This window comes from Mycobacteriales bacterium (assembly GCA_036497565.1).
Classification (GTDB): domain Bacteria; phylum Actinomycetota; class Actinomycetes; order Mycobacteriales; family QHCD01; genus DASXJE01.
In genome coordinates this window covers 1-14,743 of sequence record DASXJE010000132.1, presented here as the reverse complement: position 1 = coordinate 14,743, position 14,743 = coordinate 1, and the positions used below count along the sequence as shown (strand labels likewise).

The 14,743-nt window shown below is 68.2% G+C and carries 13 protein-coding genes; 5 read left to right on the top strand and 8 right to left on the bottom strand.

From position 1 onward, the window contains the following. Positions 1–11: 11 nt before the first annotated feature. Together VGH85_11420 and VGH85_11415 are read left to right on the top strand one after the other, a co-directional pair. Complete coding sequence (locus VGH85_11420) at positions 12–1,658, top strand: FAD-binding protein (GenBank protein ID HEY2174410.1); 1,647 nt, start codon at positions 12–14, stop codon at positions 1,656–1,658. 30 nt (positions 1,659–1,688) lie between these two features. Then, positions 1,689–2,120 (top strand): MarR family transcriptional regulator, encoded by a 432-nt coding sequence (locus VGH85_11415; protein ID HEY2174409.1) that lies wholly within the window; start codon positions 1,689–1,691, stop codon positions 2,118–2,120. On the opposite strand, the gene VGH85_11410 is transcribed toward VGH85_11415, so the two are convergent. Then, positions 2,083–3,144 carry a LacI family DNA-binding transcriptional regulator gene (locus VGH85_11410; GenBank protein HEY2174408.1) on the bottom strand — a complete coding sequence of 354 codons (1,062 nt, stop codon included), beginning with the start codon at positions 3,142–3,144 and terminating at the stop codon, positions 2,083–2,085. The two genes, VGH85_11415 and VGH85_11410, sit on opposite strands and share 38 nt — an antisense overlap. Positions 3,145–3,291: 147 nt before the next feature. Here VGH85_11410 and VGH85_11405 point away from each other — a divergent pair, with 147 nt between their 5' ends. From VGH85_11405 to VGH85_11395, 3 genes are read left to right on the top strand one after another with little or no spacing between them, the layout of a single operon-like run. Beyond that, positions 3,292–4,713 (top strand): L-fucose/L-arabinose isomerase family protein, encoded by a 1,422-nt coding sequence (locus VGH85_11405; GenBank protein ID HEY2174407.1) that lies wholly within the window; start codon positions 3,292–3,294, stop codon positions 4,711–4,713. Continuing rightward, positions 4,710–6,380: a family 43 glycosylhydrolase gene (locus VGH85_11400; GenBank protein ID HEY2174406.1), complete on the top strand. Its 1,671-nt coding sequence runs from the start codon at positions 4,710–4,712 to the stop codon at positions 6,378–6,380. Before VGH85_11405 ends, VGH85_11400 begins: the two co-directional genes overlap by 4 nt. A 51-nt stretch (positions 6,381–6,431) precedes the next feature. Further along, positions 6,432–6,824: a carboxymuconolactone decarboxylase family protein gene (locus VGH85_11395; GenBank protein HEY2174405.1), complete on the top strand. Its 393-nt coding sequence runs from the start codon at positions 6,432–6,434 to the stop codon at positions 6,822–6,824. Positions 6,825–6,859: 35 nt separating this feature from the next. On the opposite strand, the gene VGH85_11390 is transcribed toward VGH85_11395, so the two are convergent. From VGH85_11390 to VGH85_11360, 7 genes are all read right to left on the bottom strand, one after another. Then, on the bottom strand, positions 6,860–7,936 hold the full coding sequence (locus VGH85_11390; GenBank protein HEY2174404.1) for a sugar ABC transporter substrate-binding protein: 1,077 nt from the start codon (positions 7,934–7,936) through the stop codon (positions 6,860–6,862). A gap of 44 nt (positions 7,937–7,980) precedes the next feature. Next, entirely contained in the window at positions 7,981–8,802 is an 822-nt protein-coding gene (locus VGH85_11385; protein ID HEY2174403.1) for an ATP-binding cassette domain-containing protein, read from the bottom strand. Between the two features lies 1 nt (position 8,803). Then, positions 8,804–9,760 (bottom strand): ABC transporter permease, encoded by a 957-nt coding sequence (locus VGH85_11380; protein ID HEY2174402.1) that lies wholly within the window; start codon positions 9,758–9,760, stop codon positions 8,804–8,806. A gap of 139 nt (positions 9,761–9,899) precedes the next feature. Beyond that, on the bottom strand, positions 9,900–10,979 hold the full coding sequence (locus VGH85_11375) for a sugar ABC transporter substrate-binding protein (protein ID HEY2174401.1): 1,080 nt from the start codon (positions 10,977–10,979) through the stop codon (positions 9,900–9,902). An 81-nt stretch (positions 10,980–11,060) separates the two neighbouring features. Beyond that, positions 11,061–12,809 (bottom strand): IlvD/Edd family dehydratase, encoded by a 1,749-nt coding sequence (locus VGH85_11370; protein ID HEY2174400.1) that lies wholly within the window; start codon positions 12,807–12,809, stop codon positions 11,061–11,063. Then, positions 12,806–13,702: a U32 family peptidase gene (locus VGH85_11365; protein HEY2174399.1), complete on the bottom strand. Its 897-nt coding sequence runs from the start codon at positions 13,700–13,702 to the stop codon at positions 12,806–12,808. The genes VGH85_11370 and VGH85_11365 overlap by 4 nt, the downstream gene beginning before the upstream one ends. Positions 13,703–13,729: 27 nt before the next feature. Continuing rightward, on the bottom strand, positions 13,730–14,728 hold the full coding sequence (locus VGH85_11360; GenBank protein ID HEY2174398.1) for a helix-turn-helix domain-containing protein: 999 nt from the start codon (positions 14,726–14,728) through the stop codon (positions 13,730–13,732). Positions 14,729–14,743 lie beyond the last annotated feature (15 nt).

The following is a 14,743-nucleotide window of genomic DNA, read 5'->3' as shown; positions in this document are numbered from 1 at the left end:
ACGTCTTCAGAGTGGTCGACGAACTGGCTCGGCGCGGCTTCCTCCGGCTGACCGGCGCTGTCGCGCTCGTCGGCGCCGCCTCCGCCTGCACCAGCGGTGCCCCCACGTCCGCCGGCGGCGCCAGCGCCTCAGCGACCCGGCGTACGGCGGCGAAGGTCAGCAAGAGCGCGGCCACCGCCACGGCCAGCCCGTCGGACGTGACCTCCTCGAGCCCGCCCCCGGCCGACAACGGTGCGCCGGATTGGGCCGCCCTGCAGAAGGGCCTGAAGGGCAAGCTGATCCGGCCCGGGGCGCCGACCTACAACGCCGCCCGGAAGCTGTTCAACCCGCGCTTCGACAACATCCACCCGCAGGCCATCGCCGAGTGCGTGTCGTCGGCCGACGTGGCCGAGTGCGTGCGCTTCGCCAAGCAGGAAAACGTCCCGCTGGCCCTGCGCTCGGGCGGCCACTGCTACGCGGGCTGGTCCTCCGGGCCGGGGTTGGTCCTCGACGTCGGACCGATCCACGGAGTGAAGTACGACGCCGCCACCCGGACCGCCAAGGTCGGAGCCGGCACCCGGCTGATCGACTTCTACTCCGGCCTGGCCGCCCGGGGGGTCGCCGCGCCCGGCGGGTCCTGTCCGTCGGTCGGGATCGCCGGGCTCACCCTCGGCGGCGGCATCGGCGTACTCGGCCGGGCCTGGGGGCTGACCTGCGACAACATCACCGAGGTCGAGATAGTCACCGCGGACGGCCAGATCAGGACCTGCGACGCCAAGCAGCGCGACCCGGGCCTCTTCTGGGCCAGTCAGGGCGGTGCCGGCGGCACGTTCGGGGCGGTCACCGCCTTCACGTTCAAGACCCACAAGGCTCCGCCCGTCCTCACCTGGGTGCTGCACTGGCCGTGGTCGCGGGCCGCCCGCGTCGTCAACGCCTGGCAACACTGGGGGCCGACCGCCCCGGATCCGCTGTGGAGCACCTGCCACCTGTCGTCCAATCCGGGCGCGTCGTCGGCTGTCGTCACCGTCGCCGGGACCTACCTCGGCACCGACACCGCGTCCCTGAACCGGCTCATCGACCGGCTGGTCAGCTCGGTCGGCTCCGAGCCGAGCACCCGCAGCATCGCCTCGCATTCGTTCCTCGCGGCCATGCTCACCGAGGCGGGCTGCGGCAGCGAGAGCGTCGCCGAGTGTCACCTCACCCCGGCCGGCCACGTGCAGCGTCAGGCCTACGCCGCCACTTCCGACTGGGTCGTCAAGCCGATGTCCGGCGCGGGCATCGCCACGCTGGTGCGCGCGGTGCAGCGCCGCCAGGACACCCGCGGCGTCCCCGACGTCAGCATCGCGATGGACGCTTCCGGCGGCCAGATCAACCGCGTACCGGCCACCGCGACGGCCTTCGTGCACCGCGACGCACTCTGCTCGATCCAGTACATCGCCAACTGGTATCCGAACACGACACCGGCGGCGGTCCGATCGGCCAGTGCCTGGCCGCACGCGACCCGGACGTCGATGCAGCACTACGTCAGCGGACAGGCCTACCAGAATTACGTCGACCCGCAGATCACCAATTGGCAGCAGGCGTACTTCGGAAAAAACTATCCGCGGCTGCAGCAGGTGAAGGCGCAGTACGACCCGAAGAACCTGTTCAAGCATCCGCAGGGCGTGACCCCGAGCTGAAGCGGGCGGAACGGGTCGTAGAGTCGTCAAATGGTCGACGGGCATGACGATCCATTCAGCCTCATCGGTGCCGTCGCCCGTTCGTTGAAGACGACGGTCGAGCGGCGGCTCGTCGAGCACGGTGTCTACGCCGGCCAACACGTCATCCTGATGTGTCTGTGGGACCAGGACGGCCTCACCCCCGGTCAGCTTGCGCGGCGGATCGGTCTCGAGACCGCGACGATCACCCGGACCGTGCAACGCATGGAGGCCAACGACCTGGTCTCCCGACGCCCCGACGACACCGACCGCCGGATGGTGCAGGTCTGGCTCACGCCGCGCGGCAAGGCATTGCGTGCGGTGATTCCCCGGATCCTCGCCCAGATCCGGGCCGAGGTCTTCGCCGACCTGTCCGTCCGGGATCAGGCGATGCTCTCCCAGCTGCTCAGCCGCGTGCGGGTGCGCCAGCCGCCGGCCGACTAGACCGGCCGCGTCGCCCCGTCGGGCGGGCCGACCGCAACGAACTTTCCCGCACCACCAGGGATGTCGGCAGGACCAGGTTCTGCGGCGGCGACAGGTCACCGCGGATGCGGGCGAGCAGGAGCTCGGCGGCGCGCCGGCCGATCTCGTAGGTCGGTTGGGTGACGACGGTGAGCGGCGGCCGTAGCGCACTCGCCCAACTGACTTCGTCGAACCCGACCACGGCCAGGTCGTCGGGAATCGAGCGGCCCAGCGACCCGAGCGCCTCGAGGGCACCGATGGTCATCAGGTTGTTCGACACGAAGAGACCGTCAATGTCGTCCCGCTCCAGGAGCCCGACGGTGGCCGCCCGGCCACCGTCGATGCGGAAGTCGGCGTTGACGACGAGGTCGGGGTCGGCGGTCATTCCGGCATCGCGGAGGGCGGCCCGGTAGCCGGCGAGCCGGCGCGCGCCGGTCGTGGTCGTCGTCGGGCCCGCCACGAAGCCGATTCGGCGACACCCCTGGTCGATCAGATGCGCGGTGGCCTCTGCGGCGGCCCGGAAGTTGTTGACGGTCACGCTGTCGATCGGCACACCGCGCAGCCGCCGGTCGATCGTCACCGTCGGGATGTTTCGCTCCGTGAGCACGTCGATACGGGTATGGCTCGTGGACGCGGGCGACAGTACGACGCCGGCCATCTGCTCTGCCGCCGCCACCTCGAAGTAGCGCAGTTCCTTCGCCGGATCCTCATCGGTGTTGGCGAGAACGACCGAATAACCGGCCTCCTGCGCGGTGTCCTCGACACCGCGCACCATCGCGGTGAAGAAGGGGTTGGTGATGTCGGAGATCACCACACCGAGCACGGTCGTCGCCCGGGTACGCAGGCTTCGTGCGGCCCCGTTGGGTCGGTAACCGAGTTCGGACACCGCGGCGAGCACGCGGTCACGCAGCTCGGTGGCCACATCGGTGCGACCGTTCAGCACGCGCGACACCGTCGCCGGCGAGACCTCGGCCCGCGCGGCGACATCCCGGATGGTCATCGTCATCGGTGTCGGCTCCTCGTGATGGCGGCAGTCTACGGCGGGCCGCCAGACGGTCCGAGAACGGTTCTTGACAGCGTCCGGTGCCGCTCCTAGATTCTGCGGCCAGAAAACGATCCACGAAACGTTTTCGCAGACTCCTGGAGGCACCGTATGTCCCGGATCGGCCTGCTCACGATGTCGGACGGGCGGGACTACGTCGCCTCGGACATCGCCGACTTCTGCCGCGATGCGGAGAGCGCGATCGCCGCCGCCCTGGAGAGTGACGGCCACGAGGTCATCCGCGGGAGGGAACCCGTCTCGACCAACGAGCTCGCGACGGCGGAGGCCCGCCGGATCGCCGACCGACGGCCGGACCTCACGATCTTCCACTATCCGGTGTGGGCGTTCCCGCACTTCACGATGCTCGCCGCGGCGGCGACGCCGGGACCCCTCCAGCTGCTCGCCAGCATCGATCCGCAGCAGCCCGGAATGGTCGGCATGCTCGCGGGCGGCGGTGCGCTCGACCAGATCGGCCGCGTGCATTCGCGGGCGTGGGGCGACATCCGGGATCCCGACGTCCACGCGCGCGTCCTGACGCAGGTACGGGCGGCGACGGCGGTGACCGGGCTGCGCGGCTGCACTTTCGGCCGGATCGGCGGCCGCCCGATGGGGATGAACACGGCGGTGGCCAACACCGATCAGTGGATGGAGATCTTCGGCGTCGACGTCGAGGAGATCGACCAGTGGGAGATCGTCCGGCGCTCGGAGAAGGTCGAGCCCTCCCGGGTCGACGCGGCGATCGCCTGGCTGGAGAAGTACTCCGCGGGCGTGCACTACGACGGTCGGCTACTCACCCCGGAGTTGCTCGGCCGGCAGGTGCGCAGCTACTACGCGATGCGCGAGCTCATCGACGAGTGGAACCTCGACTTCTCCGGGATCAAGGGCCAACCGGAGCTGACCACCCACTTCGCCACCATGGACGTCGCCGAGGCGTTCCTCAACGACCCGTACGACTGGGAAGGGCCGAAGCCGACCCACGTCACAGCGACCGAGGCCGACATGGACGGCGCCCTCACGATGCAGATCCTCAAGCTGATCTCCGGCGGCACCCCGGCGCTCTTCGCCGACGTACGCCACTACCACGCCGACCCGGGCGTCTGGGATCTGTGCAACTCGGGCCAGCACGCCACCTGGTACGCGCGGCGCAGCGACGACCCGGCGGAGAACATGAGCGCCGTACACCTCTACCCGGAGGTGTTCTTCTTCCCGGCCGGCGGTGCGTCGATCCATCACCTGGCCGCCCCCGGCGACTGCACCTTCGCCCGGCTCACCCGTCGCGACCACCGTTACCGGATGCACGTCGTCCGCGGGTCGTTCGAGACCTACGACGACGCGACCAACGACGCCATGATGCGCCTCTCCACAGCCGAATGGCCGCACGCCTTCACCCGGCTCGACGTGGACGCCGGCGAATTCCTCGCCGGCTTCGGCGCCAACCACATCCACGCCGTACCCGGCGAATACGTCGAGGAACTCAAGGCGGTCTGCACCATGCTCGACATCGACTACCAGGGAATGGGGAGCGCGATATGAGCCGGCGCCGCGGCATCGTCTGTTCGGTGGCGGCGGCGGTGGCAGCGGCGCTGGCATGCGCCGCGCTGGCGGCGCCCGCCGCCGCCTCGGCGCCGACCGGGGTCACGGTCGCGCCATTCAGCCAGACCAGCAAGCAGGTCGCGGCCGGGCCGTTCACCAAGATCTACGACCCGAGCGTCGGCGAGAGTCAGCCGTGGTACATCAACGACCACACCATCGTGCGGGGCCGCGACGGCACGTGGCACCTGTTCGGTATCACCCACCCGGAGCCGGCCGACCCGGACAACGAGGTCAACTTCGCACACGCCACCGCACCGACATTGCACGGCCCGTGGACGAAGCAGCCGTTCGCGCTGACCGTCGACCCGTCGTTCGGCGAGACCCATCTCTGGGCGCCGTACGTCATGTCGTGGAAGGGCCGCTATTACATGTTCTACGCGGGCGGCGGCGGCAGCACCACGTCGGAGATCAGCGTCGCCACGTCCACCGACCTGTGGCACTGGACCCGCTACCGCTCCGATCCACTGTTCCGGGACGGCTACGACGCCCGCGACCCGTTCATCCTGCGGATCGGCCACAGCTGGGTCATGTATTACACCGCGACGGACCAGCCGACCGGCGGACACCACATCGTCGCCTACCGCACCAGCCGCGACCTGCTGCACTGGGGCAGTAAGCACGTCGCCTACACCGACCCGGCCTCGGGCACCTTCGGCGGCGGGACCGAGTCGCCGTTCGTGGTGCATCATCACGGCCGGTACTACCTCTTCATCGGCCCGCGGCGCGGATACGTCGGCACCGACGTCTTCGCCAGTGGGGACCCACTGCACTTCAGCATCGACCACCTGGTCGGCCACATCGCCGCCCACGCGCTCGAGGTCGTCCGGGACACCGACGGCAGCTGGTGGGTGACCTCGGCCGGCTGGGGACAGGGCGGCGTGTCGCTCGCACCGCTCGACTGGCGGCGCGCCGTCACCACATCCGGGTACGACGTCACCACGTCCCACTACCGCGCCCGTCTGACCACCCACCCCGAGCCGGACCTCACCTCCCTGTCCGTTCCCGACGGCGGGTCCCGGCAGCAGCTTCTCGACTCGGCCTTCCGCGGCACGCTGCCCTACGCCGGCATCGGCGCATTCGGCGACACCGACCGGCCGGGCGTGCCGGTAGCGACCACCGCGGGTACCGACGGAACGATTGCCATGACCGGAATCCCGATCGGCGACGAACCGGTCACCGTCGATTGGACGCTCAAGTTCCGGGACACCGACTTCGACACGTCCTTCGACTGGCACGTCTCGGCGGCGCCCTCGGCCCCCGCGTTCGAGGCCAGCTGGTCACTCGACACGACGCTGCCCCGGCTCGGCGACTCGACGAACCTCGACCAGAACGGTGACGCGCCCGGCTTCGCGCACTGGACCCTCGCCGGCGACGACAGGGTGAGTCTGGTTGCGGCGTACCGCACCGGGTCGGCCTGGAGCGAATCCAATCACTGGTTCGACCCGTCCGACGGGGCGATCTCGTGGCAGCCGCTGTGGAACCCGGTCGGCACGACCTGGGCGCCCGGCGACTACCCGGGCGGCACCTGGCGGATCGGGGTAAGTGAGAAGCCGGCGGACACCGCGTACGCGGACGCGCTGTACGCGGCGGTGAACGCAGGACGCTGACCGCCCGCTGAGCCGTGGCTCTAGGCGTGGAGAGTCGGTATCGTCCCCGATGTGAGCGGCAGCGAGGATTTCGAGAGAGGGTTGCGCATCCGGCGCGAAGTGCTGGGCGACGAATTCGTCGACGCCAACTTGTCCGAATCGGATGAGTTCATGATGACGTTCCAACACCTCGTCACGGAGTTGGCGTGGGGACGTGCATGGAGCGGCACAGCGCTTGACCGTAAGTCGAAGGCGCTGCTGAGCCTTGGCATTCTCGCGGCACTGGGTCGACACCAGGAATTGGCCATCTATGTCCGAGGCGCGCTCGCTAGTGGCGCGACGGTGGCTGAGATCGAGGAAGTACTCGTCCACGTCACCATCTACTGCGGCACGCCTGCCGGCCGTCAGTCCTTCCTGGCCGTTCATGAGGCGCTCAGAACTGCGGGTGTGCTTCCCGCCGAATAGATCGCACCGGCGGGATCGGTCCGCCCGCCCTTCCATCAGCTGTCGACGTATTGCTGAGTAGGCGAGGTGCCTTCGTAGCGGTTGGGCATGTCCAGATACGGGTCGACGGTGTCCTTCGTGACGAACTTCAGACCGGTGTCGGTGTCTGACGGAGCCAGCAGCGTGCCGGACAGCTTGTACATGTAGAGGTACATCGCCGGGATCCAGCCCTGGTAGTAGGGCATCTGGTCGATCGTGAAGTCGAGCACGCCGGCCTTGATGAGCTGCAGCGTCGTCGGCATCAGGTCGTAACCGCCGCCATGCACTCTGCCCTGCAGGCTGTACTTCTTCATGACCAGCCCGAGGCTCTGCGTGCTTCCGGGGTCGACGGCGAACATGCCTTTCACGTCCTCGTTGTCCTGGTAGTAGGCGTCGATCTTCGCCTGCTCGGCGCTGAGCTGGGTCCCGGTTCCGATCGCCGTAGCCTCGATCGGTGCACCGGAGTCCTTGATCGCCTGCATGGCGCCGTCCATCCGGCGCTGCATGGTGTACGAGCCGGGGAGGGCGATGAAGATTGCGACCTTGCCGGACGGGATCAAAGACACGATGCGCTTGCCCATCTCCTGACCTGACCGGAAGAGATCTTGGCCGATGTAGGCAAGGCGGTCGTTCTCAGGGGCGTCGGCGTTGAAGGAAACCACCGGGATGCCCTTGTCGAGCGCCTTCTTGGTGGGGCCGTTGAACGCTTTGCCGTGGACGAGCGACACCGCGATGCCGTCCGCGCCGCTGCTGATCGCGGTATCCATGGCGTCGACCATCTGCGACACGTCTGATACGGCCGAACCGGTCCACTGGTAGGTGCAGTTGGTGATCGTCGTGGCGTCCTGGATGCCGAACTTGGTCGCACGGAAGAGCGCGCTGCCCGTCAAATGGCTGACGAAGACCCACTTCCACTTCGGCGTCAACGGGTAGTCACCGACCGCCTCGCTGCCGGTCCCGCCCGCGGCACTGCTGCTGCAGGCCGCAAGTAGGCCGGCGGCACCGACGGTGAGACCGCCGAGACCGCCCGCCCCGAGTAGCCGGCGGCGTGAGGCCTCTAACGGCGTGCGAACGCGCTCCTCATCGTCGGACATCGGACCCACGCTACTGTGCGCCGCCGCGATGACGGTGTTAGCGGCTACTCCTCGTCCCGGATCTGGGAGAGGTAGCTCCCCCGCCCTTCGGCGAACTTTCCGCCGGTGCGGTATTCGCGGGCGACCATGTCGAGCAGGTCTTCGGCCGACGTCTCGGAGCTCGGCTTGTCGAAGGTGATTTCGCCGTGCTGCAGCAGATTCACCCGGTCGCAGACGTCGAGGACCTGGGTGTAGTTGTGCGCGATGATGATGATCGACAGGTCGCCGCGCTCGCGGAGCATCCGCACGAGGTCGAGGATGATCCCGCCCTCCTTGGCGCCCATCGCGGACAGCGGCTCGTCGAGCAGCAGGATCTTGGCGTTGGAGTAGACCGACCGCGCGACCGCGATCGCCTGCCGCTGACCACCGGAGAGGTTGGCCACCTCGGCATTGACCGACGGGATGCTGATGCCGATGTCGTCGAGATACCGCCGTGCCTGGGTCCGCATCTTCCGGCGGCGCAGGAAGGGGCCGAACGTCGGCTCCTTGTTCAGGTGCAGGTTCATGTAGACCGACAGGGTGTTGACCAGAGCCAGGTCCTGGAACACGGTCTCGATGCCGAGGTCGCGGGCCTGCTTCACCGACTTGAGCACGACCGGTTGCCCGTCGACGTAGAGCTGGCCCTCGTCCGGCTGGTGGAACCCGGTCAGGATCTTGATCAGCGTCGACTTGCCCGCGCCGTTGTCGCCGATCAGGCCGAGCACCTCGCCCTTGCCGACGTGCATGTTGATGTCGCGCAGGGCGGTCACGGTGCCGAAGTGCTTGGCGACGTTTTCGACCCGGATGGCATCGGGGTGGGCAGTCTTCTCCTGTGGAACCGAGGTCACGTCAACCTGCCCTCGCGCCGGTGCGGAATCTCGCCAGCTGCGTGTTGAGCACCATGGCCGCGATGATCGCGATGCCCTCGACGACGATGAAGGTGGTCGAGTTGATGCCCTGCACGTTGAAGCCGTCCTGCAGGATCCCCAGCAGTGCGGCTCCGAAGAAGGCGCCGATGACGGTTCCCGAGCCGCCGAGTAGTGCGGTGCCGCCGATGACCGACGAGGCGACGGCGGCGAACATCAGGTCGTTGCCGCCCGCGTTTGGGTCGAAGTTCTGCGAGATGTGGATGCCTTCCATGATGCCGGCGAATCCACCGAGGGTGGCGGTGAGCACGAAGGCCCGGATCTTGATCGCCCGGACCTTGATGCCGGCCTCGGAGGCGCCGAGGAAGTTGCCGCCGGTCGCGATCGTGTAGGCGCCCCACTTCGTGCTCGTCAGGACGATCTGCATGACGAGCGCGATGCTGATGGCCCAGATGATCTGCGACCACTGCCAGCCGCCGAGCAGGTGCGGGAGGAATCCGTCCTGCGGTGCGGCACGCGGGAAGCTGCCGGACACCTTCAATGTGATGCCGTGGATCAGGTACAGGGTGCCCAGCGTGGTGATGAACGACGGTAACCCGAGGATCACCGTGACCACGCCGTTGAACAATCCGAACGCCGCGGCCACGAGCAGGGCGATGAGCAGCGACGGGAACAGCGGTATCCCGTAGTCGTTCATCGCCATCATGATGAACGGGGTGAGTGCGAAGGTCTGACCCACCGACAGGTCGATCTCGCCGCAGACCAGCAACATCACCTCGCCCGCCGCGATGATCGCGGTGGACGAGGTGAGGTTGGCGATGTTGCCGATGTTGTCCAGGCCGGTGAAGTCCGAGCCCTTCGAGACGGTGAAATAGATGAAAAGGCCGACCGTCACGACGACGACACTGAGCTCGCGGAAGCGCAGCAGACCGCTGAACACGGCCCCTACCCCGGTGTCCCGCCAACTCCCAGACGGTCCACCGGGGCTCGAGCCGTTCGCTTCTTTCGTCTCCGGTGCAGCACTGTCTGCCGGTTGCTGCACAGTCATGTCCTACCGCCGCCCGTCACCGACGCCTCGATCAACTGCTCTTGATGTACTTCTGGGCTGCCGAGTTTCCGACGTACCGGTCCTGAGTCGCGAGATATGGCTCGACCGTGTCCTTGGTGACGAACTTCAGGCCGGTGTTGGTCTCCGCAGGGGTGAGCAACGTCCCCGACAGCTTGTACATGTAGAGGTACATCGCCGGGATCCAGCCCTGGTAGTACGGAAGCTGGTCGATCGTGAAGTCGAGCACGCCCTCCTTGATGAGCTGCAGTGTCGTCGGCAGCAGGTCGTAACCGCCACCGTGCACCTTGCCCTGCAGGCTGTACTTCTTCATGACCTGCCCGACGCCCTGCGTGCTTCCGGCGTCGACGGCGAAGAGGCCCTTGACGCCCTTGTTGCCCTGGTAGTAGGCGTCGATCTTCGCCTGCTCACCGTTGACCTCAGCTCCGGTCGCGATCGCCGTCGCCTTGATCGGCTTGCCGGAGGCCTTGATGGCCTGCATCGCGCCGTCGATACGCGGCTGGATGTTGAGCGAACCGGGGGTCGCGATGAAAAGCGCAACATCGCCGGACGGCACCAGTTGGACGATCCGCTCGCCCATTTTCTGGCCGGACAGGAACAGGTCCTGCCCGATGTAGGCGAGTCGATCGTTCCCGGCGGCGTCGGCGTTGTAGGAAACCACCGGAATGCCCTTGGCGAGCGCCTTCTGCGTGGGCGCGTTGAATGCCTTGGTGTCGATCAGCGACACCGCGATGCCGTCCGCGTTGCTGCTGATCGCGGTATTCATGGCGCTGACCATCTGGGAGACGTCTGAGGTCTCCGACCCGGTCCACTGATAGGTGCAGTTGGTGATCTTCGTAGCATCCTGGATGCCGTACTGCGTCGCCTGGAAGAACGGGTTGGTCGTCACGTGGTTGACGAAGACCCACTTCCACTTCGGCGTCGACGGGTAGTCACCGACCGCCCCGGTGCCACTGCCGCTGCTCGTGCTGCTGCTGCATGCGGCGAGTAGTCCGGCGGCACCCACGGTGAGACCACCGAGGCCCGCCCCTTTCAGCAGCTGGCGGCGTGAAGCCTCTAACCCGGCACGCGCGCGCTCCTGATCCTCGGACATGTGATCCCACCCCTTCTACGCGCCGCCGCGATGACGGTGCCGGCCTCGGAACCGAGTCCTCAGTAGAAGAGAGTATGTCCTTTAGTGGGAGTCCCGTGGTATTTCATGGCCACTTCCACCAAGAAGAAAGTCGAAGTCGGCGCCACGGTCTGCCTGCAAGACGTGCTCTGTATATAACTGTGCGTAGCCGCGCTGGTAAATAGGCTCCGGCGGCGACCATTGTTGACGCCTCCGGTCCAGTTCTTCCTCGTCGACTTCGAGGGTCAGACTCCGGCTCGCGACGTCGAGGGAGATCCAGTCTCCGGAGTGCACGAGCGCGAGTGGGCCGCCCACCGCGGCTTCCGGAGCGATGTGCAGGACGACCGTGCCGAAGCCGGTGCCACTCATCCGGGCGTCGGAGATCCGGACCATGTCGTCGACCCCCTTCTCCGCCACCTTCCGCGGCAGGGGCACGTTGCCGACCTCCGGGAAACCGGGGTAGCCGCGCGGACCGGCGTTGCGCACGACCAGGACGGTCGACTCGTCGACGTCGAGGTCGTCGGAATCGCTGACCGCGTGGTAGTCCTCGACGGTGTCGAAGACCAGCGCCTTGCCACGGTGCTTGAGCAGGTGCGGGGACGCCGCGGACTGCTTGATGACCGCGCCGTTCGGGCAAAGGTTGCCGCGCAGGATCGCCGTACCGGTGTCGGCGGGCTGGAAGGGGTCGTCGACGGTCCGGATGACCTCGCGGTTCCAGCACTCCGCATCGGCGACGTTGTCCCCGATGGACCGGCCGGTGACGGTGAGTGCGTCGCGGTTGAGCTGGTCACTGAGCTCGCGCATCACGACCGGCAGACCACCGGCGTAGTAGAAGTCCTCCATCAGGAATCGCCCGGAGGGCATCAGGTCGACCAGCGTCGGCACAGACCGGGCCAGTTCCTCGAAGTCGTCGAGCCCGAGGGGTACGCCGAGCCGCCCGGCCATGGCGATCAGGTGGACCACCGCGTTGGTGGAGCCGCCGATCGCGGCGTTGACGCGGATCGCGTTCTCGAACGCCTCCCGGGTGAGGATCTTGCTGATCCGCAGGTCCTCGCGGGCCATCTGCACGATCCGCTGGCCGCTGGCCTGCGACACGACGTAGCGCCGGGCGTCGACGGCCGGGATCGCCGCCGATCCGGTCAGCTGCATCCCGAGCGCCTCGGCCATGCTGGCCATCGTGGAGGCGGTGCCCATCGTCATGCAGTGCCCACGGCTGCGGGACTGGCAAGACTCGGCCGCGAGGAAGTCGTCCTGCGTCATACGGCCGGCGTTGACCTCCTGCTCGAACCGCCACACGGCGGTGCCCGAGCCGATGTCCTTGCCGCGGAACTTGCCGTTGAGCATCGGCCCGCCGGTCACCATGATCGCCGGGATGTCGGCGCTGGCGGCGCCCATGAGCATCGCCGGCGTCGTCTTGTCACACCCCGAGAGCAGGACCACGGCGTCGACCGGGTTGGCCCGGATCTGCTCCTCCACCTCCATCGACATCAGGTTGCGGAAGAGCATCGTGGTCGGCCGCATGATCGACTCGCCCAGCGACATGGTGGGAAACTCGAGCGGGAACCCGCCGGCCTGCCAGACGCCCCGCTTCACGGCGTCGGCGACGTCGCGCAGGTGGGCGTTGCAGGGGGCGAGCTCGGACCAGCTGTTGGCGATGCCGATGACCGGCCTGCCGTCGAAGACCTCGGGTGTAAAGCCCTGGTTGCGCATCCACGAGCGGTGGATGAATCCGGACCGTCCCCGGCCGCCGAACCAGCCCTGGCTGCGCATCGGCTGCTCCGCGCCGTCCGGCGTCGACGTCGTGTCGGTCATGAACTGGCCACCGCCTTGGGGTAGTAACGCTGCAGGATCGCCAGGCCGATCGCGGCCCGGCGGACCCGTTCGCGGGCTGTCGCGACCACGACCGGTCGCAGGTGCTCACCGGACGGGTAGATCCCCGGCGAGTTACGCACGGTGAACTTCAGGTGCACCGGTGCGGCCACCCGGACGAGGTCCGGGATCTCGTAATGACGCACCGTGCCACCGAAGTCGTCCGCTCCTTCGACGTACACATCGAGCGGTACGTCGACGGCCTGCCGGATCGCCGCGATCTGGGCGAGCGAGAGGTCGATGGGCAGGTTGATGGTCGTCGCGCCGAGGTCCGCAAGGACCCGGGCGGTCGCGGGGTTGGCGGCCGGGAGCGACACGGACACCTTGAGGACGAGGTCTGCGGGCAGCTCGCCGTCGGCCTTCATCTTGCCGAGGACCCACAGCTGGCCGATGTCGGCGACGAGGACGCTGCGCAGGCCGAGATCACAGCCGTGCCGGACGTCCTCGATGCCGTAGACGAGTTGGTCGGCGCCGCGCAGACTGGCGCCCACTCCGCGCCCGGACGACGTGGTCGCCTGGACGCCGACGTCCCACGACCCGCGCGGCCCGGTGAACAGGCAGATCTCCACGTCGTGCTGCGAACCGAGGTCCAGCATCCGGGTGATCTCGGCGTCGGTCTGCAGCATGATCCCGCTGCCCTGGCTAATCCGGTGGACCCTGATCCCGTACTCCTCGGCGGCGCCGAGCACCGCCTGCAGCGCGTCCGGGCCCTCGACGCTGGGGATCTCGAGGCGGTACTGCGCGCCGTCGGGGAACCGCTTGGCCGAGTCAGGCAGCCCGCCGGCGTCGCGATCGGGCAGACCCAGCCGGGTCAGGTAGCTGCGGGTCTGGTCCATGCAAGCTCCGGAGACGACGGGTCATCATCAGACGTCCGAGGAATCTACCCCCTGGCCGCGGCGGCTGAAGACGTGGCGGTAGGTCTTCGGTGACACGCTCGTGACCCGGGCGAAGTGCACCCGGAGGTTGGCCGCCGTCCCGAAGCCGGTGCGTTCCGCGATCCGCTCGACGGGTTCGTCGGTCGACTCGAGCAGTTGCTGGGCGAGGCGGACCCGCTGCTGGAGGAGCCAGTGCAGCGGCGTGGTCCCGGTGGCGTCGCGGAACCGGCGGGCGAACGTGCGTGGGCTCTGGTGCACCCGGCGGGCGAGGTCGGCGACCGTGAGCGGCTCGTCGAGATGCGCGACCGCCCAGTCCAGCAGCGGGGCGAGGCCGGTGTCGGCGCGCGGCGGCGGGAGCGGCAGTTCGACGTACTGCGACTGCCCGCCCTCCCGGTGGGCGGGGATCACCATGCGGCGGGCGATGGTGTTGGCCACCGCGGCGCCGAAGTCCCTCCGGACGATGTGCAGGCACAGATCGATCCCGGCCGAGGTGCCCGCCGAGGTCAGGACGTCGCCGTCGTCGACGTAGAGCACGTCCGGGTCGAGGCGCACCTCGGGATAGCGGTTGGCGAAGTCGAAGGCGTTCATCCAATGGGTGGTCGCCGGCCGTCCGTCGAGCAGCCCGGCCGCCGCCAGCAGATAGGCACCGGTGCAGATCGACGCGATCCGGGCGCCGCGCCGGTGTGCCTCGCGGAGTGCGTCGAGGACGTCGGGCGACGGGGCGATCCCAAACGCCCGGTCGCAGGCCGGCACGACGACCGTGTCGGCGTCGACCAGGTCGTCGAGCCCGTACGGGGTGTCGACGATCAGGCCGGCGTGGGTGCGGGGTCGGGGTGGGCCGGTGGCACAGAGCCGGAAGTCGTACCACGGCGCGACGATGTCGGAGCGGTCGATCCCGAAGACCTCGGTCGGGACGGCCAGTTCGAAGTCGAACAACCCGTCGGTGACGAGGACCGCGATCCGGTGCGCCCCGGCGTTCGTGGGCATGGCAGCAATCTATCG

Bases quoted from the DNA above. Each gene is read 5' to 3' on its own strand.
- VGH85_11415 (HEY2174409.1), top strand. From the start codon at position 1,689: ATGGTCGACGGGCATGACGATCCATTCAGCCTCATCGGTGCCGTCGCC.
- VGH85_11410 (HEY2174408.1), bottom strand. From the start codon at position 3,144: ATGACGATGACCATCCGGGATGTCGCCGCGCGGGCCGAGGTCTCGCCG.
- VGH85_11405 (HEY2174407.1), top strand. From the start codon at position 3,292: ATGTCCCGGATCGGCCTGCTCACGATGTCGGACGGGCGGGACTACGTC.
- VGH85_11400 (HEY2174406.1), top strand. From the start codon at position 4,710: ATGAGCCGGCGCCGCGGCATCGTCTGTTCGGTGGCGGCGGCGGTGGCA.
- VGH85_11390 (HEY2174404.1), bottom strand. From the start codon at position 7,936: ATGTCCGACGATGAGGAGCGCGTTCGCACGCCGTTAGAGGCCTCACGC.
- VGH85_11375 (HEY2174401.1), bottom strand. From the start codon at position 10,979: ATGTCCGAGGATCAGGAGCGCGCGCGTGCCGGGTTAGAGGCTTCACGC.
- VGH85_11370 (HEY2174400.1), bottom strand. From the start codon at position 12,809: ATGACCGACACGACGTCGACGCCGGACGGCGCGGAGCAGCCGATGCGC.
- VGH85_11365 (HEY2174399.1), bottom strand. From the start codon at position 13,702: ATGGACCAGACCCGCAGCTACCTGACCCGGCTGGGTCTGCCCGATCGC.
- VGH85_11360 (HEY2174398.1), bottom strand. From the start codon at position 14,728: ATGCCCACGAACGCCGGGGCGCACCGGATCGCGGTCCTCGTCACCGAC.